This window comes from Baekduia sp. Peel2402 (assembly GCF_052567285.1).
On record NZ_CP199582.1, the window covers coordinates 4,379,031 to 4,402,643 of the forward strand.

At 71.8% G+C, this 23,613-nt stretch carries 26 protein-coding genes; 17 read left to right on the forward strand and 9 right to left on the reverse strand.

Annotated features, from left to right (window positions below; genetic code table 11):
- Positions 1 to 39: 39 nt before the first annotated feature.
- Positions 40 to 1,500 (forward strand): MFS transporter, encoded by a 1,461-nt coding sequence (locus ACT01A_RS21450; RefSeq protein WP_445149137.1) that lies wholly within the window; start codon positions 40 to 42, stop codon positions 1,498 to 1,500.
- A gap of 12 nt (positions 1,501 to 1,512) precedes the next feature.
- On the opposite strand, the gene fdhD is transcribed toward ACT01A_RS21450, so the two are convergent.
- The 3 genes from fdhD to ACT01A_RS21465 are packed head-to-tail and all read right to left on the reverse strand — an operon-like array spanning position 1,513 to position 5,802.
- Positions 1,513 to 2,268 carry a formate dehydrogenase accessory sulfurtransferase FdhD gene (gene fdhD / locus ACT01A_RS21455; protein WP_445149138.1) on the reverse strand — a complete coding sequence of 252 codons (756 nt, stop codon included), beginning with the start codon at positions 2,266 to 2,268 and terminating at the stop codon, positions 1,513 to 1,515.
- Positions 2,269 to 2,291: 23 nt separating this feature from the next.
- The gene (locus ACT01A_RS21460; protein ID WP_445149139.1) at positions 2,292 to 3,167 is read right to left on the reverse strand and encodes a hypothetical protein; all 876 of its coding nucleotides are present in this window, start codon (positions 3,165 to 3,167) and stop codon (positions 2,292 to 2,294) included.
- Positions 3,168 to 3,186: 19 nt separating this feature from the next.
- Positions 3,187 to 5,802 (reverse strand): peptidoglycan DD-metalloendopeptidase family protein, encoded by a 2,616-nt coding sequence (locus tag ACT01A_RS21465; RefSeq protein ID WP_445149140.1) that lies wholly within the window; start codon positions 5,800 to 5,802, stop codon positions 3,187 to 3,189.
- 398 nt (positions 5,803 to 6,200) lie between these two features.
- Between ACT01A_RS21465 and ACT01A_RS21470 the strand changes: the two genes are divergently transcribed.
- Positions 6,201 to 6,659 (forward strand): hypothetical protein, encoded by a 459-nt coding sequence (locus tag ACT01A_RS21470; RefSeq protein WP_445149141.1) that lies wholly within the window; start codon positions 6,201 to 6,203, stop codon positions 6,657 to 6,659.
- Between the two features lie 245 nt (positions 6,660 to 6,904).
- On the opposite strand, the gene ACT01A_RS21475 is transcribed toward ACT01A_RS21470, so the two are convergent.
- Positions 6,905 to 7,582, reverse strand: a complete 678-nt coding sequence (locus ACT01A_RS21475; RefSeq protein ID WP_445149142.1) for a phosphorylase family protein — start codon at positions 7,580 to 7,582, stop codon at positions 6,905 to 6,907.
- A gap of 28 nt (positions 7,583 to 7,610) precedes the next feature.
- Here ACT01A_RS21475 and ACT01A_RS21480 point away from each other — a divergent pair, with 28 nt between their 5' ends.
- From ACT01A_RS21480 to ACT01A_RS21515, 8 genes are all read left to right on the forward strand, one after another.
- Positions 7,611 to 7,907: a hypothetical protein gene (locus ACT01A_RS21480; protein ID WP_445149143.1), complete on the forward strand. Its 297-nt coding sequence runs from the start codon at positions 7,611 to 7,613 to the stop codon at positions 7,905 to 7,907.
- Entirely contained in the window at positions 7,904 to 8,887 is a 984-nt protein-coding gene (locus ACT01A_RS21485) for an NAD-dependent epimerase/dehydratase family protein (RefSeq protein WP_445149144.1), read from the forward strand. The genes ACT01A_RS21480 and ACT01A_RS21485 overlap by 4 nt, the downstream gene beginning before the upstream one ends.
- Entirely contained in the window at positions 8,884 to 9,726 is an 843-nt protein-coding gene (locus ACT01A_RS21490) for a lysophospholipid acyltransferase family protein (RefSeq protein ID WP_445149145.1), read from the forward strand. Before ACT01A_RS21485 ends, ACT01A_RS21490 begins: the two co-directional genes overlap by 4 nt.
- Positions 9,727 to 9,913: 187 nt before the next feature.
- Positions 9,914 to 11,107: an adenylate/guanylate cyclase domain-containing protein gene (locus ACT01A_RS21495; protein ID WP_445149146.1), complete on the forward strand. Its 1,194-nt coding sequence runs from the start codon at positions 9,914 to 9,916 to the stop codon at positions 11,105 to 11,107.
- Between the two features lie 6 nt (positions 11,108 to 11,113).
- Positions 11,114 to 12,040, forward strand: coding sequence for a tRNA lysidine(34) synthetase TilS (gene tilS / locus ACT01A_RS21500; RefSeq protein ID WP_445149147.1), 927 nt, complete (start codon positions 11,114 to 11,116; stop codon positions 12,038 to 12,040).
- A gap of 13 nt (positions 12,041 to 12,053) precedes the next feature.
- On the forward strand, positions 12,054 to 12,584 hold the full coding sequence (gene hpt, locus ACT01A_RS21505; RefSeq protein WP_445149148.1) for a hypoxanthine phosphoribosyltransferase: 531 nt from the start codon (positions 12,054 to 12,056) through the stop codon (positions 12,582 to 12,584).
- A gap of 84 nt (positions 12,585 to 12,668) precedes the next feature.
- Entirely contained in the window at positions 12,669 to 14,660 is a 1,992-nt protein-coding gene (gene ftsH, locus ACT01A_RS21510; RefSeq protein ID WP_445149149.1) for an ATP-dependent zinc metalloprotease FtsH, read from the forward strand.
- A gap of 237 nt (positions 14,661 to 14,897) precedes the next feature.
- Positions 14,898 to 15,623 carry a YaaA family protein gene (locus ACT01A_RS21515; protein ID WP_445149150.1) on the forward strand — a complete coding sequence of 242 codons (726 nt, stop codon included), beginning with the start codon at positions 14,898 to 14,900 and terminating at the stop codon, positions 15,621 to 15,623.
- Here the strand turns inward: ACT01A_RS21515 and ACT01A_RS21520 are convergent.
- Positions 15,620 to 15,757, reverse strand: coding sequence for a hypothetical protein (locus ACT01A_RS21520; RefSeq protein ID WP_445149151.1), 138 nt, complete (start codon positions 15,755 to 15,757; stop codon positions 15,620 to 15,622). The two genes, ACT01A_RS21515 and ACT01A_RS21520, sit on opposite strands and share 4 nt — an antisense overlap.
- 27 nt (positions 15,758 to 15,784) lie before the next feature.
- A complete protein-coding gene (locus ACT01A_RS21525; protein WP_445149152.1) occupies positions 15,785 to 16,396 on the reverse strand; it encodes a hypothetical protein in 612 nt (203 codons plus the stop codon).
- Positions 16,397 to 16,470: 74 nt separating this feature from the next.
- Here ACT01A_RS21525 and folP point away from each other — a divergent pair, with 74 nt between their 5' ends.
- Genes folP through folK form a run of 4 tightly spaced genes read left to right on the forward strand, consistent with a single transcriptional unit; the run spans position 16,471 to position 19,087 of the window.
- On the forward strand, positions 16,471 to 17,292 hold the full coding sequence (gene folP / locus ACT01A_RS21530; RefSeq protein ID WP_445149153.1) for a dihydropteroate synthase: 822 nt from the start codon (positions 16,471 to 16,473) through the stop codon (positions 17,290 to 17,292).
- On the forward strand, positions 17,282 to 17,740 hold the full coding sequence (folB, locus tag ACT01A_RS21535; protein ID WP_445149154.1) for a dihydroneopterin aldolase: 459 nt from the start codon (positions 17,282 to 17,284) through the stop codon (positions 17,738 to 17,740). The genes folP and folB overlap by 11 nt, the downstream gene beginning before the upstream one ends.
- Positions 17,721 to 18,566: an acyl-CoA thioesterase gene (locus ACT01A_RS21540; RefSeq protein ID WP_445149155.1), complete on the forward strand. Its 846-nt coding sequence runs from the start codon at positions 17,721 to 17,723 to the stop codon at positions 18,564 to 18,566. The genes folB and ACT01A_RS21540 overlap by 20 nt, the downstream gene beginning before the upstream one ends.
- On the forward strand, positions 18,563 to 19,087 hold the full coding sequence (gene folK, locus ACT01A_RS21545; protein ID WP_445149156.1) for a 2-amino-4-hydroxy-6-hydroxymethyldihydropteridine diphosphokinase: 525 nt from the start codon (positions 18,563 to 18,565) through the stop codon (positions 19,085 to 19,087). Before ACT01A_RS21540 ends, folK begins: the two co-directional genes overlap by 4 nt.
- Here the strand turns inward: folK and ACT01A_RS21550 are convergent.
- Complete coding sequence (locus ACT01A_RS21550; RefSeq protein ID WP_445149157.1) at positions 19,035 to 20,024, reverse strand: cation diffusion facilitator family transporter; 990 nt, start codon at positions 20,022 to 20,024, stop codon at positions 19,035 to 19,037. The two genes, folK and ACT01A_RS21550, sit on opposite strands and share 53 nt — an antisense overlap.
- Positions 20,025 to 20,047: 23 nt before the next feature.
- Between ACT01A_RS21550 and ACT01A_RS21555 the strand changes: the two genes are divergently transcribed.
- Both ACT01A_RS21555 and ACT01A_RS21560 read left to right on the forward strand, forming a co-directional pair.
- Complete coding sequence (locus ACT01A_RS21555; RefSeq protein WP_445149158.1) at positions 20,048 to 20,761, forward strand: class I SAM-dependent methyltransferase; 714 nt, start codon at positions 20,048 to 20,050, stop codon at positions 20,759 to 20,761.
- Positions 20,762 to 20,804: 43 nt separating this feature from the next.
- Positions 20,805 to 21,314 carry a hypothetical protein gene (locus ACT01A_RS21560; protein WP_445149159.1) on the forward strand — a complete coding sequence of 170 codons (510 nt, stop codon included), beginning with the start codon at positions 20,805 to 20,807 and terminating at the stop codon, positions 21,312 to 21,314.
- Here ACT01A_RS21560 and ACT01A_RS21565 read toward each other — a convergent pair.
- The gene (locus ACT01A_RS21565; RefSeq protein WP_445149160.1) at positions 21,311 to 21,919 is read right to left on the reverse strand and encodes a TetR/AcrR family transcriptional regulator; all 609 of its coding nucleotides are present in this window, start codon (positions 21,917 to 21,919) and stop codon (positions 21,311 to 21,313) included. The two genes, ACT01A_RS21560 and ACT01A_RS21565, sit on opposite strands and share 4 nt — an antisense overlap.
- A 60-nt stretch (positions 21,920 to 21,979) precedes the next feature.
- Between ACT01A_RS21565 and ACT01A_RS21570 the strand changes: the two genes are divergently transcribed.
- On the forward strand, positions 21,980 to 22,849 hold the full coding sequence (locus ACT01A_RS21570) for an alpha/beta fold hydrolase (RefSeq protein ID WP_445149161.1): 870 nt from the start codon (positions 21,980 to 21,982) through the stop codon (positions 22,847 to 22,849).
- Here ACT01A_RS21570 and ACT01A_RS21575 read toward each other — a convergent pair.
- A complete protein-coding gene (locus ACT01A_RS21575) occupies positions 22,810 to 23,565 on the reverse strand; it encodes a glutathione S-transferase family protein (RefSeq protein ID WP_445149162.1) in 756 nt (251 codons plus the stop codon). The genes ACT01A_RS21570 and ACT01A_RS21575 overlap by 40 nt on opposite strands.
- Between the last annotated feature and the right edge of the window lie 48 nt (positions 23,566 to 23,613).

The following is a 23,613-nucleotide window of genomic DNA, read 5'->3' on the forward strand; positions in this document are numbered from 1 at the left end:
TCCCCAGTCCTCTGACCCCTCTCCAAGGACCTCTCCCCAATGTCCTCTTCCTCCTCTCTCGCGGCCGAGGCCGCGACGGCGCCGGACGCACCCGGCGAGGCGCGGCATCCCGCCTACCGCCTGCGCTGGGTCTGCCTGGCGATCGTGATCGTCGCCGAGATCATGGACCTGCTCGACAGCACGGTGATCACGATCGCCGCGCCGACCGTGCGGGCCGAGCTCGGCGGCAGCGCCGCCACGATGCAGTGGTGGGCCGCCGGCTACACGATGGCCTTCGGCGTCTTCATGATCGTCGGCGGCCGGCTCGGCGACCTCTTCGGGCGTCGGCGCGTGTTCGTCGTCGGGATCGTCGGCTTCACGCTGGCCAGCGCCGCCTGCGCGCTGGCGACCTCGCCCGAGCTGTTGATTGCCTTCCGCGTCCTGCAGGGTGGCTTCGGCGCGCTGCTGATCCCGCAGGGCCTCGGGATCATCAAGACGGTCTTCCCGCCGTCGGAGATGGGCGCCGCGTTCGGCACGATCGGGCCCGTGATGGGCCTGGCGGCGGTCGGTGGGCCGGTGCTCGCCGGGTGGCTCGTGTCCGCCGACCTGCTCGGGACCGGCTGGCGGATGATCTTCCTCATCAACCTGCCGCTCGGCGTCCTCGGGCTGCTCGGCGCGCTGCGCTTCTTCCCCGAGTCGCGCGCGCCGGAGAGGCTGCGGCTCGACCCGCTCGGCGTCGTGCTCATCTGCGCGGCGACGTTGGCCATCATCTACCCGCTCGTGCAGGGCCGCGAGCTGGACTGGCCGCTGTGGACGTTCGGCCTGATGGCGCTGGGCGTCGCGCTGCTCGGCGTGTTCGCGAAAGTCGAGCGGCGCGGGTACGGCGTGCCGCTGATCGAGCCGTCGCTGCTGCGCAACCGCGCGTTCACGTCCGGGTTGGCCGTCGGCGTCGCGTTCTTCGCCGGGTTCGCCGGGCTGTTGTTGGTGTTGTCGGTGTTCCTGCAGGCGGGCCTGGGCTTCACGCCCGAGCACGCGGGCCTGACGTTCATCCCGGCGACCGCCGCCAGCGCGTTCGCGGCGGGCGCGTCGTTCCCGTTGATGGCCAAGCACGGCCGCTACGTCCTGCAGGCCGGGATCGCGATCATCGCCATCGGGTTGGTCGCGCTGGCGGTCATCCTCGACGGCGGCGGCGAGCTGACGACGTGGTCGTTGGTGCCCGGGCTGATCCCGTTCGGCATCGGCCTCGGGTTCGTCTTCGGGCCGTTGTTCAGTGTGATCCTGGCGGGCGTGGACGACCGCGAAGTCGGCTCCGCGTCGGGCACGCTGAACGCGGTCCAGCAGATCGCCAACGCGATCGGCGTGGCGCTGCTCGGGACGATCTTCTTCTCGCTGATGGACCACGGCCACGCGTCGACCGACGCGATGCGCGACACGACGCTGATCTCGGCCGCGCTGTTCTTGGTGGCCTTCGGACTGTCGTTCCTGCTGCCGCGGGAGGCGCGGCTAGATGACCCGCACTGAGCGCGGCGTCGCTCAGCGCACGCGCGCGGCGCCCGCGTAGACGTTGACGCGGTCGCCGCGCGCGAAGCCCGCGAGCGTGAGGCCGCGGTCGCGCGCCAGCTCGACGGCCAGCGACGATGGCGCGCCGACGCCGACCAGGATCGGCGCGCCGGCCACGGCCGCCTTCTGCACGAGCTCGAACGACAGGCGGCCGGAGACGCAGAGGATCCGGCCGGCCAACGGCAGCTCGCCGTCGAGCAGCGCGCGGCCGATGACCTTGTCCATGGCATTGTGTCGCCCGACGTCCTCGCGGACGTGGATGAGCGTGCCATCGGCGTCGAAGAGGCCGGTGGCGTGCAGGCCGCCGGTGGCGTCGAAGCCCGGCTGGCGCAGGCGCTCAGGGAGCGCGGCGAGCAGGGCGCGGTCGACGACCGGGCCGTCGTCCGGGTCAAGTGGGGCGGCGTGCACCGCGACCTCCTCCAGCGCGCCCTTGCCGCAGACCCCGCACGAGGACGTCGTGTAGAAGCGCCGCTCGCGCGCGTCGGCGGTCAGCTCCGCATCGACGTTCACGATGTTGTTGGCGAAGTCCTCCGTCGGCCCCGCGTCGAGCACCGGCCCCGCGAGCAGCCCTTCGCCGTGCAGGAACCCGACCGCGAGCTCCTCGTCGTGGCCCGGCGTCCGCATCGTCACCGCCAGCGCGCGGCCACGTACCCGGATCTCCAACGGCTCCTCGATCGCGACACGGTCCTCGACGCCGTCGTCGCGAAGCACGGGCGCGTGGCTGAGCATGGCGACGAGTATGCCGCGCGGGGTCAGTCCAGGCCGCCGGCCGTGCGTGCCGCCAGCGCGGCCTCGATGCGGCTGACGATCTCGTCGACCGCTTCGATCTGCTGGGCGCTCAAGCCGCCCTCCAAAGCGCGGTTGGCGGCGGCGGCGACGGCTTCGCGGTCGGCGCGGAGGCCGGGGAGGCGGGAGGCGACGTCGTCGCGGTGCGACCAGGCCTGGAGCTCGGCGAGGGCGGCCTCCAGCGCGACGCGGAGCTGGAGGGCGGCCTCACGGGTGCGGCCGCGGTCGAGATCGAGACGGGCTCGCAAGGTCAGCTCCTCGGCGGCGAGTGCGACGTCGCGGCCCGCCAGCAGCGCCGCGAAGCGCTCCTGCGGGCGCAGCGCGCTCTCGCGTGAGCGTGGCGCCAGCGCGTCGGCCGGCAACGCCCGCGCCTCGGTCCAGTGGCCGTCGGCGACCTCCTCGCCGCGGCCGATCCCGACGCGTGCCGCGACCGCTTGCCCGGCGCGGACCTCGCGCACGTAAGGGTCGGCGCGCACGAGGCGCTCGGCGTGCAGCACGCGGTTGAGGACCTCGACCGCGCCGTGGATCTCGGCCGCGACGTCGGCGGCCTCCAGCCACGCCTGAGCGGCGTCGTCGCCGGCCAGCGGCGCGGCGGTCACCAGCGTGGCGATCGTCAGCGGCGCCAGCGCGGGCGCGGTGCCGGCCTCTTCGCGCTGGGCCTTGGTCGCGCGGCGCGACAGGCGCCGGCGCCGCGGCGGCGCGCCGATCGTCTCCAGGACGAGCACGTGCTCCGGCTCGCCCGCGTGGCCGCGCAGCACGTAGCGCCCATCGGCGGGGCCGAGGGCCCACGGCAGCTCGAGCTGGACGAAGCGGAAGCGAGAGCCTGGGGCGGGGGCGTCCAACGACGCGCCGTTTCCGGAGCTACTCGCCGACGTGCGCGCCGGAGGCGCGCGCGGTCTTCGAGTCCGTCGACGTCTTCGGGTCGTCGATCGCGTACTTCGACGGCGACGTCGCGACCGTCGGGTTGTCGATCTGGCCGAGGCGGTCGATCAGCTTGATCCACTGCTTGGGCTTCAGCGCGCTGTTGAGCTGACGGCCGAGCTTGGAGTCCGAGCCGTACAGCGGCTTGAACCCGACGTGGATGTGATCCGCGTGGTCGGGCAGCGACAGCGTGTTGTCCGCGCCCTCGAAGGTCATCAGGGAGATGATCTGGTGCGGCTTCATCGTGCCCTGGAGCGTCAGCAGGCGGCGGACCGTCATGTCGGTGATCGAGCCCTCGCCCTGGTGGCCGAGGATCGGGATCCCGTTGATCGCCGCGATGTCCACCGCGTTGCCCGAGGAGTGCTCGGAGACGTTGCCCGAGGCGGTCATCAGCGAGTGGCCGCACTCCATGGCGGAGACCGTCGGCTTGAGGCCGGACGTCGCCAGGAACTCCAGCGTCGCGAGGACGCGGCGGTCGATGTTGCCCGCCTTGACGTCGGTGCGGCCGCAGTCGTAGATCGCGATCCGCGAGTCCTCGAGCACGCGCTTCTGCAGCGACTCCTTGGACATCAGCAGGATCTGGCCGATCGACGGGTTCTTCGCGTCGGGGCCGAAGAACGGGTTCTTGCCCGCGGCGCGGTAGACGGCCGTCGACTCGAGCAGCTTCCAGCCGTCAAGGATCGGCTTCGGGTCGATCCGCGGCGCGCCCTTGCCCGCCGGGCGGATCTCGAAGAGGAGGTGCGACGCGACGTGCTTCTGCGTCTTGCCCAGGCGACCGAGGATCGTGCCGGCGACGACCTTGGAGCCGACCTTCAGCTTCTTGATCTCGACGTCCTTGGAGTCGAGGCCGAGCACCTTGGTGAACTGCGCCTGGTAGCTCGTGCCGCCGGCCTGGAACTCGCGGTTGAGGAGCTGCTCCTCGCCGCCGGCCTTGAGGGAGGCCGGGCGCGACGGGTTGGCGAACGCGCGCTCCTTGGTGACCTCGGCGGCCGAGGACGCGGACACGACCTCCTTGGAGGCCTTCGGGTCGGCGACCTGCGAGGCGGTGCGGGCGGCGGTCTGCTCGGCGGCGGAGGACGCGGCCTTCTTGGCCGTCTTCGCGGTGGCGGCGCTCTTCTTCTGCGTGCCCGCGGAAGCGGCCTGCGTCGGCTTGGGGTCCCGCTTGGGGAGACCGAGCTCCTTGGCGACAGATGCCTTGGAGACCTTCTCCTCCTTGGGCACCGCGTACGCCTTGGCGACCTTCTTCAGGTGCGCGTAGGTGTAGGTGTTGCCGTAGACGTCCTCGATCTGGATGAAGTTGCCCAGACGCTTGGACGCGCCGATCTTGAGGACCTTGCCGTCCTGCGTGGCGATCGCAGGGGAGCCCGCCGGGGCGTAGACGTTGATCCCGCGGCGGCTCGTGTTGGCCTCGACCGGCATCGCAGCGTTGCGGCCCGTCGCGATCTTCTTGTTGATCTCGCGCTCTGAGAGGTCGTCCGCGTAGGTCGCCTTGGCGCCGACCGGGAACTGACCCTGCGTGAGGCCCGTGAGCGAGCCGACGAGGTCGGACGGCAGGCCACCGATCAGGCGGGCGCGCATCAGAACGGAGTCGACGTACCAGTCCGCGTGGTTGTAGGCGAAGACCGCCTTGCGGATGTCGGTGTCGGCGCCGGCGGCCTTGAGGTAGCGCGCGGCGGCGAAGATCGCGTCGACCGGGTTGAAGGGGTCCTTCTTGCCGTCGTGGTTGGCGTCGACGCCGTACTGCTTCCACGTGGCCGGCATGAACTGCATCCAGCCCAGCGCGCCGGCGGACGAGACGTTGAGGTTGCGACCGTAGTCGGTCTCGATCTCGTTGATGCCGGCCAGGACCTCCCAGCGCACGCCGTACTCGATGCCGGCGGCCTGGTAGATCGGGAGCAGGAAGGGCGGGATCCGGAACTTGTCGATGAAGAAGTTCGGGACGCCGATCGCAGCGGCGCCCGGGAGCGCCTGCGAGAAGGTGGGGTTGGCCGAGGTCGGCGTGCCGTCGGCCTGGCGGATCGTGGAGGCGTCGGGCTGACCGTCGGCCTTGCGCTTCTTGGAGGCCGCGTCCTCGCCGGTGGCCTTCTTGAGCTCCTTGCCGACCGTCTCCTGGCCCTTCTGGCCACCGGCCGAGACCGTCGGCTTGGAGCCGTCGGCGGACAGCGTCGGGACGCTATCGGCGGGCGTGGTGGTCGTGGAGGCGGGAGCCGTCGTCGACGGTGTGGCCGACGTGGCGGGATCGACCGGAGCGGCGGGCGCGGCCGGCGCGGGCGTGGAGGCGGTCTCCGTGCTCGCGGGCGCGGGCGCCTCGGTCTGGGTGCCGGTGTCCGCCGGGGTGGTGGCGGCGTCGGTTGGGGTCGCAGCGTCGGTCGGCGTGGGCGTCGAGACCGTCGGGAGCGCGTTGGAGGACGTGGTGTCCGTCGCGGCGTCCGGCGGCTCGTCCACCTGCACGGTCACCGTCTGGCCGCCGAGCAGCGTCACGGTGATCGTGCGCAGCTGCGCCGAAGCCGGAAAAACGGCAGCGCTGAAGCCTGCCGTGAATGCTCCGGCAGACATGAGTCCGATCAGCAGCTTGCGCCGTCTCATACGTAAGTGAAATCTCCTCCCGCGACCCGGTCAGGCGCGACCGCGCCGCTGGTGCGGCGTGACCCTACCAAGGGGGACCGATCGGGGGTGCAGGACGCTACTTGCATGTTTCTAGATGTGCAAACCACAACCGACTGGCCGGCTTGTACCCAGGAGGGAACAAGTCCAGAGGGCCGCAGACTGGAAGATCGGCTGGACGGGCGCAGGACTTGAAGACCGGACGTCCGTCGTCAGCATGAAGTTGCGCTGCCGAGGGCAGGAGGCTGACAGCATGAAGCTTAGGTAGAGCTTGAGAGTTTGGCCCTGCCGCGGGGCACGGGTAGGTTGCAGGCCAAGACCCCCGGCATCCAATCGGAGACAACGACGCTATGAGTGAACAGACGGAGAACACCGAGGGCGACGGCCTGCGCGAGCGGCTTCAGAAGCAGGGCGAGGAGACGCTGGGCCAGTTGGCAGCGGGGCTGCTGGAGTCCCCGCTGGTCCACAAGGCGCTGGCCGGTGCGTTCGACGCGCGCGAGAAGGCCACCCAGGCCCAAGAGGCCGCGATGGGCGCGCTGAACCTGCCGTCCGCGGCGGACCTCGAGCGCCTGACCCGGCGCGTGCGGTCGCTGTCGCAGCGGCTGGAGGGGATCGAGGACGGCGTCGACAAGCTCGACGAGCGTCTGGCCGCATTGCCCGGCGCCGGCATCGAGGAGCGCCTGGGCGGGATCGAGGCCGCGCTGGAGAAGCTCGGCAACGAGGTCGAGGCGCTGCGCAAGAAGCTGCCCGCGACGCCGCCCAAGCGCGCCGCGCCCAAGCGCGCGGCCGCCAAGAGGGCCGCCTCCTAGTCCCTTAACGAGCAACGGCCCGGCAGGAGGTCCGGGCCGTTCTCGTTTGTGGGGGTCTGGAGGGGAGGGGTCGTATTTCGGTGCCCGCCGGCCTGGGATGGGGATGAACGGCCGACGGGCACCGGTGGCTGCACAGCCGGGGGTGACAGGAGGGGGAGGAGGTTCAGCGCGTGCAGTCGATGAACTGGATAGTGCCGAAGGTGCTGTAGGCAGACCATTCGGCTTCCTGGCGTCCGCGGGTGTGGTTAGCCGCCTACTTCCTGGAGGCAATCCGCCGCCGCACGGCCGGCCCGCTCGCCCGCCCGCGTGAGCGCGTCGTCGTCCAGGCGGTGGCCGTCGAGGATCAGGATCGCTCCGAAGGCGATGCCGTGGCGCAGCGCGACGGAGGCCAGCGCGGCGGTCTCCAGGTCGGCGGCGTGCAGGCCTGCGGCGCGCCATTGGGCCGCTTGCGCGTCAAGGTCGGGCGCGTAGAGCGCGTCGTGGCTGACGATCGGGCCGCGCGCGTCAGCCGCCAGCGTGTCGGCGAAGGCGAGCGGCATCGTCTCCGGTGCGGCGAGCGCGCGGCTCGTGCCGTCCAGCGCGTGGACCTCGGTCACCGCCAGCAGCGCGCCCGGCTGCACACCGTCTTGCAGCCCGCGCGCCGTTCCGACCCGGATCGCGCGGCGCGCGCCGAGGCGTGCCAGCTCCTCGAACACGACCGCGCCCGACGGCCCGCCGATCCCGGTCGACTGGATCGTCAGCGGCTCGCCGTCGGCCGCCGTGCCGGTGTAGCCCCAGAGGCCGCGATGGTGGTGGAACATCTTGCGGTCGTCGCCGAGGACGACCTGCGCGAGGGCCAGCGCGCGCCCCGGATCGCCGGGCAGCAGGACGCGCGGCGCCAGCGGCGCGGTGGGGCGGAGGTGAAGCGGCTCAGCGGCGGACACGGCGCGGGACTTTAGAATCAACGAGCAGATGCCCAAGGACACCGACCAGGATCCGACGGCGAAGTCACGCGCCGACCAGCTGCGCAGCGCGGTCGAAGGCGCGTTCAGCGCCACAGCCCAAGGTGCCGCGCAAGGCGCCGCGCCGGTGCAGAAGCGCGCGCAAGACCTCGCCGACGAGCTGGTGAGCGTCGCCGCGCGGGTGCGCGAGACGCTCGGCTCCGCGGCCGGCGGCGGCGACCTCGCCACCGAGCTGGCCGCGCTGCGCGCCCAGGTCGACGCGCTCGAGGCGCGCGTCGCCGAGCTGGAGCACCGGAACACCACGTGACCCCCGTGACCGCGCGGCGCGTCCTGATCACGGGCGTCTCCGGCCCGCTCGGCGCGCGGCTGGCCGCGCGCTTGGCGGCCGATCCCGGCGTCGAGCATGTTGTAGGGATCGACACGCGTCGTCCGCCCGCACCGCTGGCCGACCGGATCACGTTCGTCGAGGCCGACCTGCGCCGCGGCGAGCTGGCGGCGATCCTGCGGGTCGCCGCGCCGCAGGTCGTCATCCACCACGACATCACGCAGTTCCCCGAGCCGGGACGCTCGCGCCGCCACCTGCATGACCTCAACGTGATCGGCACGCTCCAGCTCCTGGCCGCGTGCGGCGAGGTGGCGGGGCTGCGCCAGATCGTGGTGCGCTCGAGCGCCTCGATCTACGGCTCGTCGCCTGATGCGCCCGCGTTCTTCACGGAGGACCTCGCCCGCTCCGCCACGCTGCGCACGCGCTTTCAGCGCGACATTGCCGAGCTGGAGCGATTGGTCGACGCGTTCGCGCGCCGCCATCCCGCGATCGTCTGCACCGCGCTGCGCCTGCAGCCGGTGATCGGGACCGCGCTCGACACGCCGATCATGAACCTCTTCCGCGCGCCGGTCGTCCCGACGTTCCTGGGCTTCGACCCCCGACTCCAGCTGCTGCTGGACGAGGACGCCCTTGGCGCGATCCTGGCCGCGGTGCGCGTCCCGGTCCGCGGGCCGGTCAACGTCGCCGCCGACGGGACGGTCTCGCTGGCGCGGATGCTGCGGCGCCTGGGCAAGCGCGCGCTGCCGATCGCCTCGCCGGTCTACGCGCCGACGGTGCGGGCGCTGGCGCGAGCGGGCGTGGTTCCGGCGGTCGACGACGACGTCGTCAGCTACCTGCGGTTCGGTCGCGGGGTCGACACGACGCGGATGCGCGCGGAGCTGCGGTTCGTGCCGACGTGCACGACGGTGGAGGCGATCGACGCGGTCGCCGATCGACTGCGTGAGGAGCGGGCGGCGGCGTGATCAGCTTCGGCTTGTTGAAGGACTTGAAGCGCGCGCTCGACCTCGTCAGCCATCGCCTGCGCGGCGAGTACGACGAGGACGAGTGGGGCTTTGACCCGGAGTTCGCGGCGGCGCTGGAGCCGCTGACGTCGTTCTTATATGACAAGTGGTGGCGCGTCACCGCGACTGGGACCGAGCACGTGCCCGCGCAGGGTCGCGCGCTGGTCGTCGCCAACCACGCCGGCGTGCTGCCGTGGGACGCCTCGATGATGACGGTCGCGCTGCGTCGTGGCGGCATCGAGCGGGACCCGCGCTTCCTGGTTCTCGACTGGGCGTTCGGCCTGCCGTGGGCCTCGGTCGCGATCCGGCGCAACGGCGGCGTGCCCGCCTCGCCCTACAACGCGCTGCGGCTGCTGCGCCAAGACCACTTGGTGATGGTCTTCCCCGAGGGCGCCAAGGGCGTCGGCAAGCCGTGGTCGGAGCGCTACCGCCTGCAGCGCTTCGGGCGCGGCGGGTTCGTCGAGCTCGCGCTGCGGACCGGCGCGCCGATCATCCCGTGTGCGGTCGTCGGCTCTGAGGAGATCTACCCCAAGTTGGGCGAGATCCCCGGCGTGGCGCGGCTGCTGGGCGCTCCGTACTTTCCGATCACGCCGACGTTCCCGCTGCTCGGCCCGTTCGGCACGATCCCGCTGCCGTCGCGCTGGCGCATCGCCTACGGCGAGCCGATCGACCTGAGCGGTCTCGGGCCGGACGCCGCCGACGATCGCGCCACGGTCCTGGAGATCGCCGAGGACGTGCGCGAGCGAATTCAAGGCATGGTGTACGACAACCTGATCGAACGTCAGGGGGCGTTCCGGTGAGGTTGACTCCGGTGCCCGACAGGAGTACCCATAACGCTTATAAGGCCGGAGAGTGGGTGGCTCGACTCCACCCGCAAGGCGCCGCCCAATTGTGGACGAGCGCCGGCGGCCTCGTCGCGGGCCGTGCCCGCGAGCGGCGGGATCCTCACCAGGGTTCCGCCGCTGACATGAGAGGGGCGTTTCGGGCGTGAGTACGCCGCCGGAGCCGTCGTCGCCCTCGCTCGCGGACGTCGCGCGGCGGGTCGGCGTCACGCCGGCGACGCTGCGGCGGTGGGTCGCGTCTAGGTTGGTGCCGTCCGACGGCGAGGGCGGGATGACTCCCGCGTCGCTCGGACACGCGCGGGTCGTCGCGCGGCTGCGCGAGCGCGGGCACTCCTTGGCCGACATCCGTGCAGCGACCGAGAGCGGGAAGCTCGCCACGTCCTACATCCAGGGGTTGCTTCCGGACGCGCCCGCGACGTGGACGCGCGAGGAGGCGGCGGCCGAGACCGGGCTGGAACCAGCGCTGATCGAGCGCATCTTCATGTCCATGGGCTTCGCGGCGCACACGGTCGACCGGCTGACCGACGACGACGTGCAGCTGCTGCGCTACGCGGCGGCGGTGCTCAACGCGGGACTGCCGCTGGTCGCGTTCCTTCAGCTCACGCGCGTCTACGGCCAGGCGATGTCGCAGATCGCTGACGCCGAGGTCCGGCTGTTTCACCTCTACGTCCACGAGCCGCTGATGCGCGACGGCGTGCCGGGCTTCGAGATGGCCGAAGAGATGGAGGGGCTCGCGCGGGAGATCCTGCCGCTGGCGACGCCGATCATGGAGCACGCGCACACGCGGTTCTTGCAGCACTTCATCGAGCAGGACGTGATCGGGCACATGGAGGCGGACCTGGAGGACGGGCCGCTCGACTTGGGTCGGTTGCGCGTGGCGATCGCCTTCGCCGACCTGGCCGGCTACACGCGGCTGACCGAGGAGGTCGGCGACGAGGAGGCGGTGAGCGTCGTGGAGCGCTTCGTGGAGAACGTGGAGCGCTCGCTGCCCGACGAGGCGCGGATCATCAAGACGATCGGCGACGAAGTGATGGTGGTCGGTCCGGACGCGGGCGCGCTGCTGGAGTGGGCGGTCGCGTTCCAGGAGCGTTCTGACTTGCGGCCACCCCCGCGCATCGGCATTCACTACGGCGAGACCCTGTATCGCGACGGCGACTATTACGGGCGCGAGGTCAACCAAGCGTCGCGCGTGGCGGCGCGGGCGGCAGGTGGCGAGGTCCTGGCGACGCGCCCGGTCGTCGAGCACGCGGGCTCCGGGCTGGCGTTCGAGCGGATCGGCGAGGTGCGGCTGAAGGGCTTCACCGAGACCACCGAGCTGTTCCTGGCGCGGAGGGGCTGAGGCGGCGTGGACGTCGTCCCGCGCGTGCGCGCGACCGGGCTGGTCGTGGAGGGCGAGCCGCTCGTGGTGATGCTCAGCGGCGGGCGCGACAGCGTGTGCCTGCTGCACGTTGCCGTAGAGCTCGGCGCGGTGGTCACCGCCTTGCACGTCGACTACGGGCTGCGCGGCTCCGAGAGCGACGGCGACCGGGAGCGGTGCGTGGAGCTGTGTGCGTCGCTCGGTGTGCCGCTGGAGATCCGGCGCGTGGCGCGCGCCGACGATGCCGTCGGCAACCTGCACGCCTGGGCGCGTGACGTCCGCTACGCAGCGGCGGCCGAGCTGGGAGATCGCGTGGCGGTCGCCCACACGTTGACCGACCAGGTCGAGACGATCCTCTACCGGCTGGCGTCCTCGCCGGGGCGACGCGCGCTGGCCGGGATGGAGGCGGTGCGCGGGCCGATCGTGCGGCCGCTGCTGGCCGCGGGGATCCGGCGCGAGGAGACCGCGTCCTACTGCATGGCGCGGTCGCTGGTCTGGCGCGAGGACACGTCGAACACGGACCGCGCGTATGCGCGCGCTCGTGTGCGGGAGGACCTGCTGCCGGCGTTGCGGGCGGTCGACCCGCGGGCGGAAGCCAACGTGCTGCGGACCGCCGAGATCCTGCGCGAGGAGGCGCTGGTGCTCGACGAGGTCGTCGCGGAGGTGATCGCTGGACGCGCCGAGCTTCCGCGCGCCGAGTTGGCGGCGCTGCCGCCCGCGCTGGGGCGCCTGGTGCTGCGGCGGCTGGCCGAGGATGCGATCGCGGCGCCGTGCGCGCGGGCGGCGGGTCGCCTCGGCGAGGTGCTGGCTCTGGGCGACGAAGGCGCCCTGGATCTCGGCGACGGAGCGCGCGCGATCGTCCGCGCGGGCGTGCTCTCCGTGGGCAGGACCCCTGCCCGGCCGTCCAGGCGTTAGCGTGCGCGGCCTCATGCGGGACCCTCAGATCGGCGAGATCCTCGTCCAGCCCGACGACCTCAAGCGCAAGGTCCGCGAGATCGGGGAGCAGATCTCGATCGACTACGCGGAACGCGACCTGCTGCTGGTCTGCGTGCTGAAGGGCGCGGTCTTCTTCCTGGCCGACCTTATGCGGGCGATCGACATCCCGTGCGAGGTCGACTTCATGGCGGTCTCGTCCTACGGGTCGGAGACCGATTCTTCGGGAGTCGTTCGGATCCTGAAGGACCTCGACCGGCCGATCGCGGGCCGCGACGTGCTGATCGTCGAGGACATCGTGGACTCCGGGCTGACGCTTCAGTACCTGCTGCGCAACCTCGGCGCGCGGGAGCCCGCGTCGCTGGAGGTCTGCGCGTTGCTGACCAAGCCGGAGCGCCGGAAGGTCGAGCTCCCGACGCGGTACGTGGGCTTTGAGATCCCCGACAAGTTCGCGATCGGATACGGCCTGGACGTGGCCGAGCGCTACCGAAACCTTCCCTACGTGGCGGCGTTGACGGACCAGTAACCGGGAACCGGCCAGGGGGCCCGGTTGCCCCTGGTACCCTCCAGTCCTTTCCCGAGCGATGCGAAAGCAGTCCGCGTACCCCTCATGAGCAGGTTCTTCAAGAGCGCCGCATTCCCGATCCTGATCGTGGTCTTGCTCGCCTTCTTCGCCCAGAAGCTGATCTCTGACGGCAATCAGAAGGCGCCGCCGACCTACGGGCAGTTCATCGCGGACCTCAACACCAAGGGCGTCATCAAGTCCGTCGACCTGCGGACGAAGAACAACGTCGTCGCCGTCACGCAGACCGACGGCAAGAAGTACGAGACGGGGTTCACCGACCAGGGCGCCGAGCAGCTCAGCACGCAGCTGCAGAAGGCCAAGGACGAGGGGAACATCGCCAACTACGACATCGAGCCGCGGAAGTCGAGCGCCCTGTTGGGGCTGCTGACCTACGTGTTGCCGTTCGTGATCTTCATCGCGTTCTGGATCTTCCTGATGAACCAGGTCCAGGGCGGCGGGTCGAAGGTGATGTCGTTCGGCAAGTCGCGTGCGAAGCGGATGTCGGTGGACTCGCCGAAGATCACGTTCCGCGACGTGGCTGGTGTTGACGAGGCGGTTGAGGAGCTCCACGAGATCAAGGAGTTCCTGGAGAACCCGAAGAAGTTCCAGGCTTTGGGGGCCCGCATCCCGAAGGGCGTGCTCTTGTACGGGCCTCCGGGCACGGGCAAGACGCTGCTGGCGCGCGCGGTCGCGGGCGAGGCGGGCGTGCCGTTCTTCTCGATCTCGGGTTCGGACTTCGTCGAGATGTTCGTCGGCGTCGGCGCGAGTCGCGTGCGTGACCTCTTCGAGCAGGCCAAGCAGAACTCGCCCTGCATCATCTTCATGGACGAGATCGACGCGGTGGGTCGCCACCGCGGCGCCGGTCTCGGCGGCGGGCACGACGAGCGCGAGCAGACGCTCAACCAGCTGCTGGTCGAGATGGACGGCTTCGAGATGAAGGACAACATCATCTTGATCGCCGCCACGAACCGCCCGGACATCTTGGACCCGGCCCTGCTGCGCCCGGGCCGCTTTGACCGCCAGATCGTCGTGGACCGCCCGGACCGCAAGGGCCGCGCGAAGATCCTCGAGGTCCACACGCGCGGCAAGCCGCTGGCCAAGGAGATCAACACCGACGACCTCGCGGGCCAGACGCCGGGCTTCACGGGCGCGGATCTCTCGAACCTCGTCAACGAGGCCGCGTTGCTGGCCGCCCGCAACGGCAAGCGCGAGATCACCCAGGTCGAGCTCGAAGAGGGGATCATGCGCGTGATCGCGGGCCCCGAGAAGAAGACCCGCGTGATGGGCGAGAAGGAGCGCCTGATCACCGCGTACCACGAGATGGGGCACGCGATCGTCGGGCACTACCTCGAGCACTCCGACCCCGTGCACAAGGTCTCGATCATCTCGCGCGGCCAGGCGCTCGGGTACACGATCTCGATGCCGCAGGAGGACAAGTTCCTCACGACGCGCGCCGAGCTGCAGGACACCATGGCGATGACGCTGGGTGGCCGCGCGGCCGAGGAGATCGTGTTCGGCGAGATCACGACCGGCGCGTCCAACGACCTCGAGAAGATCACGGCGACGGCCAAGCAGATGGTCATGCGCTTCGGCATGAGCGACCGCCTCGGTCCGCGCGTGTTCGGCCACGACCACGGCCAGCCGTTCCTGGGCCGCGAGTTCTCCTCCGAGCCGGACTACAGCGACGAGCTTGCGCGTGAGATCGACGACGAGATCCGCCGCATCGTCGAGGCCGCGCACCAGCGCGCGAAGGACATCCTCGAGGAGCACCGCGAGTCGCTGAAGACCATCTCGGAGATCCTGCTCAAGCGGGAGACGATCGAGAAGGAGGAGTTCGTCGCGCTCCTGGACGGCAAGTCCGAGCTCGAAGTCTTCGGCCCCGACGACGAGCCCGACTCCGAGCTTCCGCCCGGCGCCGCCGCTCCCGCAGACCGCGCCGGCCGCGAGGCCCCGCGTCCCCTTCCCCGCCCGGGGTTGGCCGGCGGAGGCGTCGAGGCCCGCGGCCTCGACGCGCCAGAACGACCAAACCTGGCCTGAGCCACACCAAGCTGTCCGACCCGCCCGGCGCCCGCGCCGGGCGGCGTCGTTAAGGGGCCACTTGCTCGGCCCGAGGCCCGAGCGTCTCGACTTGTGGCCCTCCTGGGGCCGTTTCTCGAGACGGACTAGGCGAACGGGTCCTGCGGCATGTGGGTCGGTGGACATATACCCTGCGCCGCCGTGTTGGTCCTGTTGCCGCCGTCGGAAGGGAAACGTGCGCCTGAGGAAGGTGCGCCCTTGGATCTCGGCTCGCTCGTGTACGCGAGCGAGCTGACGCGAGCGCGGGAGAAGGCGCTTGCGGCGCTGGTCAAGCTGGCGGGCGGCAAGCAGCGCAACCGCGCGTTGGGTCTGCTCGGGCTGACGGCGGGGCAGGCGGAGGAGCTCGATCGCGATGCCGCGCTGCTCGACGCCCCCGCAGCGGAGGCGGGCACCGTCTACACGGGCGTCCTCTACCAGCACCTGGACCTCGCGTCGCTCAGCGAGACGGCGCGCGACCGGGCGCGGGAGCGCGTGCTCGTCGCCTCCGCGCTGTGGGGTGTCGTCGCGCTGGACGATCGCATCCCGGCGTACCGGCTCTCGATCGGCGCGCGGCTGCCGGCGCTGACCAAGACCGGCCTGGCGGCGTACTGGCGCGCCCCGCTTGCGAAGGCGCTGCCGGACGACCCCGGCGCGCTCGTGGTCGACATGCGCTCCGGTGGCTACGCGGCTGCCTGGCGGCCGCGCCACGCGACCCTCGTCGAGGTCAAAGCCTCGACGGCCGATGGCAAGCCGATCTCCCATATGGCCAAGGCCGTGCGCGGCACGGTCACCCGCGAGCTGCTGCGATCTCCCCAGCCCGCGACCACGCCCGAGGACGTCGCCACCGCAGCGGAGAAGGGCGACGGCGTGGGCCGTGTGGAGCTCAGCGCGCCGGCGGGCGGCGGCGCCGGCGCCTACGTCGTCAACGTGATCGCCGCGGCCTAGATGGTCGTTGCGAGGTTCCCGCGGCCGTGCTCGCACGCCGTGCGGCGCTGGATCGCCACGCGATCGCTTGCCGATCCAACCAGGATCGGCTGCGCGATCGCGCGGCGCCCAGCATCCACACGACGCACGATCACGACCACGGTCTACCTCGCATCGACCATCTAGAGCGCGACCGGCAGCGCGCGGTCGAGCACGTCAACCAGCGACGCCAGCTCGTAGTCGTGCAGGTCGCCGTCGCGTGCGGCCAGCTCGGCGATCGCGCGCGGGCCGGCGATCGTCACGCCCGCGACGATCAGCGGACGGAGGCGGGCAGTGGGCTCGTCGCCGTCGAGGCAGAGCGCGCTCTGGACCGAGACCCAGTCCTGGATGACCTCCCGCACGCCTGCGGCCCGCTCCAGCACCGGGCCGACCAGCGCGGTGCGGTCGGCGGCGGCGCCGTCGCGCAGCAGGTCCGCGCGGGCGCCGAAGATGCCGTGGAGGCACTCGACCGTCAGCGGCGCAGGGAGGTCGGCGACCGGCCAGCCGGCGATCACGGTCGCGCCGCCCGGCCCGACCGCGAGGTGCTCGATGACCAAGCCGTTGGGCAGCAGGCGGTCGTGCAGCATCACGACCGGCAGGTGCCGCAGCGCCTGCTGCAACGCCCGTGCGAGGTCGCGCTCCGGTACGTCCTCGGCGTGCTGGGTCAGCACCCGCTTCAGCCCCCAGCGCAGATCCGCCCGCTCAGCGGCGCTGAGCGGATGAGGATCGCGATCACGGTGAGCAGGGCTCTCCATGTACGCCTCCTCGGCTTCCACGGCTCTGGGGATGAGCCGCCTGGCCATCTGTTGGACGACTAACGTGACGTTCCATGTCCTACGCCGAGATCATGGGCGTCGTCAACGTGACCCCGGACTCGTTCTCCGACGGCGGCGAGTGGTTCGATCGCGACGCCGCGGTCACGCACGGCCTCCAGCTTGCCGCTGAGGGCGCGGCGATCCTCGACGTCGGCGGCGAGTCCACGCGTCCCGGCGCGCTGCCGGTTCCTGACGACGAGGAGCTCAGAAGGACCGAGCCCGTCGTCCGGGCCCTGGCGCGCGCGGCGGGCGGCGGCGGCCGCGTCACGGTCTCGATCGACACGACCAAGCTCGCCGTCGCCGAGGCCGCGCTGGACGCCGGCGCCCGCTACGTCAACGACGTCACCGCCTTTCGCGCCGCGCCGGATCTGGCGGGCCTCGTCGCCGACCGCAACGCCCGCTGTTGCCTGATGCACATGCTCGGCGACCCGCGCACGATGCAGGCCGACCCGCGCTACACGGACGTCGTCGACGACGTCAAGGCGTTCCTGCTCGAACGCGCGGAGTTCGCGGTCCGCGAGGGCGTCAAGGAGGAGCTCATCGACCTCGACCCCGGCATCGGCTTCGGCAAGACCCTGCAACACAACCTGGAGCTGCTGGCCCGCACCGACGAGATCGTCGCGCTCGGCTTTCGCGTCGTCATCGGCGTCTCGCGCAAGTCGTTCATCGACAAGCTCTCCCCGGCGCCGGATCCGCACGATCGCGTCCCCGGCACGATCGCCGCCAACGTCCTGGCCTACGAGCGCGGGGCACGCGTGTTCCGGGTCCACGACGTGGCCGAGGCACGTCAAGCGCTGGCGGTCGCGAGTGCTACGTTGCATCGCGATGGCGCCTGACCAGGAACCACCGGACGACCTCGAGCCCGACGACGTCGACGAGGACTTCGACGAGGACGGCGGCGACCAGACCGAGGTCACGATCGAGGTCCGCGGTCTGTCGCTCTACACGCACCACGGCGTAAGCGCCGCGGAGCGCGAGGTCGGCCAGCGCCTGGTCCTCGACATCCGCCTGGAGGTCGGCGACTGCGACGCGACCGTCACCGACATGGTCGAGGACACCGTCGACTACGGCGAGGTCTGCAACACGGTCTCGCTCGTCGCCCAGCAGCGCTCCTACAAGACGCTGGAGCGGCTCTGCAGCGCGGTCGCCGACCGGCTGCTGGACGAGTACAGCGCCGACGAGGTCTGGGTGAAGGCGGCCAAGCCCGAGCCGCCGATCCCGCTGCCCGTGGACGAGGTCAGCGTCGAGGTCTGGCGCCAGCGCGGTGGCGACGACGACGACTGAGCTGGACCGCGACACCGCGGTCATCGCGGTGGGCGACGGGGTCTGGCAAGCAACGATCTCCGACCAGTGGGCCGTCCCGCGAGGGCCCAACGGCGGCTACATCGCGGCGCTGATGCTGCGCGCGATGCTCTGCGCGGTCGACGACGAGGCGCGCGCGCCGCGATCGCTGACGCTGCACTACCTGCGCCCGCCGGTCCCGGGCACCGACGCGACGATCCACACGACGATCGAGCGCGCCGGCCGGACGCTGAGCACGGTGACCGCGCGCATGGTCCAGGACGACCGGCCGATGGTGATCGCGATCGGCGCGTTCGCCAACGACTTCCCGACGGTCGCGGACTACTCCACGCCGCCCCCGCCGGAGATCGCGACGCCGCCGAAGGAGCTGCACACGTTGGAGCCCGCGCCCGGCGTCCCGCCGATCGCGCTGCGCGCCGCGCTCTCGCCGGTCTTCGGGCCCGGGCCGATGAGCGGCGGCGACGAGGCGCTCGTCGGCGGCTGGCTGCGGCTCGCCGACCCGCGGCCGGCCGACGCGCTGGCGGTCGCCTTCTACACCGACGCCTGGCTGCCGTCGCCGTTCGCGCGGCTGACGACGCCCGCGCCGGCGCCGACCGTCGACCTGACGATCCACTTCCGCACGCGGCTGCCATACGCCGGGATGGCGCCGGACGATCCGGTGCTCGCGCGCTTCTCGTCGTCGACCTCGGCCGGCGGCTTTTTCGAGGAGGACGGCGCGATCTGGGCGCCGGACGGCACGCTGCTGGCCCAGTCCCGGCAGCTCGCGCTGCTGTTCCCGGGCGCCGCGCCGCCCCCAGCGTCGTCGTGAGCGCCGGCCTCGCGCACCTCGGCCTGGGCTCCAACCTCGGCGACCGCCGCGGGCAGTTGCAGGCCGCGGTCGACGGGCTGGCCGAGCGCGGGGTGTTCGCCGTGGCGTCGTCCTCGACCTACGAGACCGACCCCGTCGGCGACGTCCTCGATCAGCCGCAGTTCCTCAACGCGTGCCTGGCGGTCGAGACCGAGCTGGACGCCGACGCGCTGCTCGTCGCCTGCAAGGACGTCGAGCGCGCGCTGGGGCGGACGACTGAAGGGCCGCAGTACGTGCACCACGGCCCGCGGCCGATCGACGTCGACGTGCTGCTGGCGTTCGGACGCGAGCACGTCTCCGAGCGGCTGACCGTGCCGCACCCGGGTCTGCTCGAGCGCCGCTTCGTGCTGATCCCGCTGTTGGAGATCGACTTCTCCCTGGCGACGCCCGGCGGCGTCGCGCTGGCCGACGCGCTCGCCGCGCTGCCCGTTACCGAGGGCGTCCGGCGGGAGGGCCCGCCGCTGACGCTGCCTGCACGCTGACCGCCGGCACCGGCTCGATCTGCAGCAGCTCGGCGCACTCGTGGTCCATCTGCAAGGTGGTGTGCTCGATCCCGAAGCGATCGCGCAGCAGCGTTTGTAGGCCCATTCGCGCCTGATGGCAGTCGCAGTCGCGGCCGACGACCACGTGCGCGGCCAGCGAGGGGAAGCCGGACGAGACCTCCCAGACGTGAAGGTCGTGGACCTCGACGACGCCCGGCGCGTGCGCGAGCGCCTGGCCGATCTCATCCGGGTCCATGCCGCGCGGGGCGGCCTCCAGGAAGATCCGGCCCGACTCCTTCAACAACCCGTACGAGGCGTACAGCATGATCGCGGCGACGATCAGCGCGGCGATGCCGTCGGCCTCGCGGAAGTCGGTCAGCAGGATGATCGCGCCGGCGATCGCCGTGGCGATGAACGCGGCCAGGTCGGTCAGCAGATGCTGGTAGGCGCCCTCGACGTTCAAGGAATCGCGGTTGGCGCGTGCGAGGACCATCGTGGCGATCAGGTTCACCACGACGCCGACGAGCGCGACGATCAGCACCGCGGTGCCCTCGACGTCCGGCGGGTTGATGACCCGGCGGATGCCCTCGACGACGACCAGCAGCCCGAGCACCAGCAGCGTCGCGCCGTTGAACTGGGCCGAGAGGATCTCCGCCCGGCGCAGGCCGAAGGTGAACGCGCCCTTGGCGGGTCGCTTGGCGAGGTTGATCGCGACCAGCGCCAGCGCGATCGCGGCCGCGTCGGTGAGCATGTGGGCGGCGTCGGAGAGCAGCGCCAGCGACGAGGCCGCGATGCCGACGGCGACCTCGACGGCCATGAAGCCGAGGATCAGCGCCAGCGCGACGGCGAGCTTGCCGCGGTCAGCGTCTGCGCTGATCTCGTGGCTGTGCCCGTGACCGCCGTGGCCGTCATGGGAGTGATCGTGGCCGTGACCCACGTCCACAAGGCTAGTCTGCGCGCGTGACCGAGTCCGCCTCGTTGCGCGCCCACGCCGCGGTGCCGTTCATGAACCCGCTGAGCGAGGCCGACGTCGACGGCGCGATCGCCGGGCTGGAGCTGCCCGCGGGCGCGCGGGTGGTGGAGACCGGCTGCGGTGCGGCGGTGCTGTTGCGGCGCGTCCTGGCCGCGCATCCGGGCGCGAGCGGCGTCGGCGTGGACCCGGACGGCGAGGCGCTGGCGCGAGCGCGCGCGGCCGGGGTGGACGCGGAGCTGATCGAGGCGCGTGCCCAGGACGCGGGCCTTCGGGAGGGCGCCTTCGACCTCGTGGTCAACGTCGCCGCCTCGCACGCCCACGGCGGCTTCCCGGACGCGCTGCGCGAGCTGCGCGCGCTGGCCCGGCCCCACGGCGGCCTCGTCCTCTTCGGCGAGGGCTTCTGGGCGCGCGAGCCCTCGCCGGCGTTCCTCGACGCGCTCGGCGGCGCCACCGCCGACGAGCTCCCGCTCGGCCTCGATGCGCTCTTGGATGCCGCCCGCGCCGCCGGCCTCGCGCCGGTCGCGCCGCCGCGCGTCGCCTCCGCGGCGGACTGGGCCGCCTACGAGGACGGCCTCGCCGCCGAAGCCGAGCGGTACGACGACGCCGAGGCTCGCGACTACGCCGCCCGCATCCGCGCCCGTCACGCGCTGCCCTACGGCCGCGACACGTTCGGCTTCGCGCTGCTCGTCCTCCAGCGCTGAACGCGCTTGAGCATCCGACCGTTCCTGCCGATCACCCGGGACGATGAGCAGGAACGTGACCTGGGGACTGCGGGCGGGCTTCGGCCTGGTCGCCCTCCTGCTGTGGGCCGTGATCGCCAACGGTAGGGCGTCCGACGCCCACGACGCGCAGGTCCTGCGCTGGATGGAGGAGTCCGAGTCGGTCGTGCTCGCCGGGACGACCCCCGGCGGCGACCGCGCCTCGGTGGGGCTCGCCCACTCCATCGACCACGTCGAGAGCCTCGCGTTCGCGCTGGACCTCCGCTGCACCCCACGCCGCGCGCAGCGCCTGTTCATCTGGTTCCCCGGTCTGCGCGCCGAGCAGCCCGGCGACCGCGACGCGGCCGGCGTCCTGCATCTCCGCCAGCGCGTCGCCGACCCGCATCTCCGTTTCCGCATCAAAGGCACCGCCACCGTCGCCGTCGACGCCCGCTACGACGCGCGCCACCTCACCGGCACCGCCTCCGCACGCGTGACGCTGGCCGACGGCACCACGTGCCGCTCGGGCGACGTGCCGCTCCGCCTGACCCGCTAGCCCGCCGCCAGCCCGTCGATCAGGCCGTTGACGACGACCTCGACCTCGGCGCGCGCCGTGTCGGGGTCCTCGGCGCGGGCGACGTAGAGCGCGCCCTCGTCGAGCGCGCCGAGCAGGAGGTGGGCGAGCGGCGTGACGGGTTGGGGGGCGATCGCGCCGGCGTCGATCCCGGCCTGTAGCGTCGCGGCGACGAGGCCGAGGCCGTAGCGGAAGCCGATCTCCCGCCAGCGCGCCCAGCCCAGGACCGACGGCGCGTCGAGCAGCGCGACGCGCTCGATCTCCGGCTCGGCGCAGATCTCCAGGAACGCGCGGGCGCCGTTGCGCAGGGCGGCGACGGGATCGGTCGCGTCGGTCAGCGCGATCTCGGCGATGCGCTGCGTGGTCTCGGCCTCGACCAGCTCGAAGACCGCCTCGAAGAGCTGCTCCTTGCCGTCGCGGAACTGGTGGTAGAGCGCGCCGCGCGTCACGCCCGCGGCGCGGACGATCTCCTCGGTGCCGACCGCGGCGTAGCCGCGCGTGGCGAACAGCGCGCGGGCGGCGGCGATGAGCTTCTCGCGCGTCGCACGCGATCGCTCCTCCTGCTTGTTGGGGGACTTGTCTTCCATACCGTCTGTATGTAAGTTACGTGCAGGCTGTACGTAAATCTACCCGGAGGGCCTGACGCGATGCCCGAGCTGACGCTGGACCAGGGGACGATCCGCTACCTCGACGAGGGCTCCGGCCCGCCCGTCGTCTTCGTGCACGGCGCGCTGGTCGACAGCCGCCTGTGGGAGCCGGTGATCGAGCGGCTGCGCGGACGTTTCCGCTGCATCGCGCCCGACCTGCCGCTGGGCTCGCACCAGATCCCGCTCAAGCCCGACGCCGACCTGTCGCCGCACGGCCTCGCGCGGATCGTCTCCGGCGTCATCGAGCAGCTCGACCTGCGCGACGTGACGCTCGTCGGCAACGACACGGGCGGCGCGCTCTGCCAGCTGCTGGTCGTCGCGGCGCCCGAGCGCATCGGCCGCCTGGTGCTGACCGACTGCGACGCCTTCGAGGACTTCCCGCCGAAGATGTTCAAGCCCTTGATCACCGCCGCGAAGATCCCGGGGGCGCTGCGCGCCGGGCTGGAGCCGATGCGCGCCAAGGCGGCGCGGCGGCTGCCGATGGCCTACGGCGGGCTGCTCAAGCGGCCGATCCCCGACGAGGTCATGGACGGCTGGGTCCTGCGCGCTCTCAAAGACAAGGGCATCATGAACGACCTGCGGCGCGCGCTGTCGGGGATCGACTCCAACATCTTGCTCGACAACACGCCCAAGCTCGCGGGCTTCAAGAAGCCGGTCTTGTTCGTGTGGTCGCGCGAGGACAAGTTCTTCAAGATCGAGCACGCGCATCGGCTGGCGAAGATCTTCCCGGATGCGCGCGTCGAGGAGCTCGACGACGCCTACACCTTCGTCAGCTGGGACCAGCCGGACCGCGTCGCGGAGCTGATCGGCGCGTTCGCGAGCGGCGGCGGTCAGGTCGCCGGGAGCGTCGCGGCAGGCGCCGCGGTGTGAACCGGCAGCGCCCCGGCGGGGACGGACGCGACCGGGCGGTCGAACCACCGGAACGTGAACGCCTCGGCGGGGCGCCCCGCGATCAGCGGCCGGACGTCGTCCAACGCGTACAACAAGCGGATCGTCGGCGCGATCTGCAGGTCGGCGGCGTTCGGCTGCTCGCCGTCCAGGACGCCGTCGGCGATGTAGGTGTCGACCTGGTCGAGCAGGCCGGGCAGCGCGGCGAGGTCGGCGCGCACGCCCGCGTCGTCGACGTCGTTCATCTTGCGCTCGATCGGTAGGACGGCGTAGGAGGCGGCGACGACCACCGGCTTGGGCAGCTTGGGCGACCTGGCGCCCTCCTGGAAGCCGTACATCGCGGCGCGGTCCTTGGTGAACGCCTCCCACAGCAGGCGCCGCGGGATCGACTGGAAGACCTCGTCGCCCCAGCGCTCGGCCTCGAGGATCGCCTCGGCTCCCGCCGAGCCCTCGTAGAGCGACGGCGTCGGAACGCGGTCCTCAAGCGCGCGCAGGATCGCGCGTGACCCCTGGACCTTCACGCCGTCGTCGAACTTGATGCCCGGGACGGTCCGGCCGCCGAAGAGCAGCTTCATCACCAGCGGCTGCGTGGAAGCGGGCAGCTCGACCTTCTTGTAGGCCACTCCCTTGAGGTCGAGAGCCTTCTCGACGGTCTGGCAAGGATGCGAGCCGTGGACGACGTAGAGGCGGGTGGCCATGGCGCGAGCCTAACCGGAGAGGCGCGTTCCGCGCGTGGATTGGCATGA

Excerpts from the sequence above, each read along its gene's own strand:
- ACT01A_RS21450 (WP_445149137.1), top strand. The coding sequence starts at position 40 with ATGTCCTCTTCCTCCTCTCTCGCGGCCGAGGCCGCGACGGCGCCGGAC.
- ACT01A_RS21480 (WP_445149143.1), top strand. The coding sequence starts at position 7,611 with ATGCCCAAGGACACCGACCAGGATCCGACGGCGAAGTCACGCGCCGAC.
- ACT01A_RS21575 (WP_445149162.1), bottom strand. The coding sequence starts at position 23,565 with ATGGCCACCCGCCTCTACGTCGTCCACGGCTCGCATCCTTGCCAGACC.
- ACT01A_RS21565 (WP_445149160.1), bottom strand. The coding sequence starts at position 21,919 with ATGGAAGACAAGTCCCCCAACAAGCAGGAGGAGCGATCGCGTGCGACG.
- ACT01A_RS21465 (WP_445149140.1), bottom strand. The coding sequence starts at position 5,802 with ATGTCTGCCGGAGCATTCACGGCAGGCTTCAGCGCTGCCGTTTTTCCG.
- ACT01A_RS21470 (WP_445149141.1), top strand. The coding sequence starts at position 6,201 with ATGAGTGAACAGACGGAGAACACCGAGGGCGACGGCCTGCGCGAGCGG.
- ftsH (WP_445149149.1), top strand. The coding sequence starts at position 12,669 with ATGAGCAGGTTCTTCAAGAGCGCCGCATTCCCGATCCTGATCGTGGTC.
- ACT01A_RS21560 (WP_445149159.1), top strand. The coding sequence starts at position 20,805 with ATGAGCAGGAACGTGACCTGGGGACTGCGGGCGGGCTTCGGCCTGGTC.
- ACT01A_RS21525 (WP_445149152.1), bottom strand. The coding sequence starts at position 16,396 with ATGGAGAGCCCTGCTCACCGTGATCGCGATCCTCATCCGCTCAGCGCC.
- folB (WP_445149154.1), top strand. The coding sequence starts at position 17,282 with ATGGCGCCTGACCAGGAACCACCGGACGACCTCGAGCCCGACGACGTC.
- hpt (WP_445149148.1), top strand. The coding sequence starts at position 12,054 with ATGCGGGACCCTCAGATCGGCGAGATCCTCGTCCAGCCCGACGACCTC.
- fdhD (WP_445149138.1), bottom strand. The coding sequence starts at position 2,268 with ATGCTCAGCCACGCGCCCGTGCTTCGCGACGACGGCGTCGAGGACCGT.
- folP (WP_445149153.1), top strand. The coding sequence starts at position 16,471 with ATGTCCTACGCCGAGATCATGGGCGTCGTCAACGTGACCCCGGACTCG.
- ACT01A_RS21570 (WP_445149161.1), top strand. The coding sequence starts at position 21,980 with ATGCCCGAGCTGACGCTGGACCAGGGGACGATCCGCTACCTCGACGAG.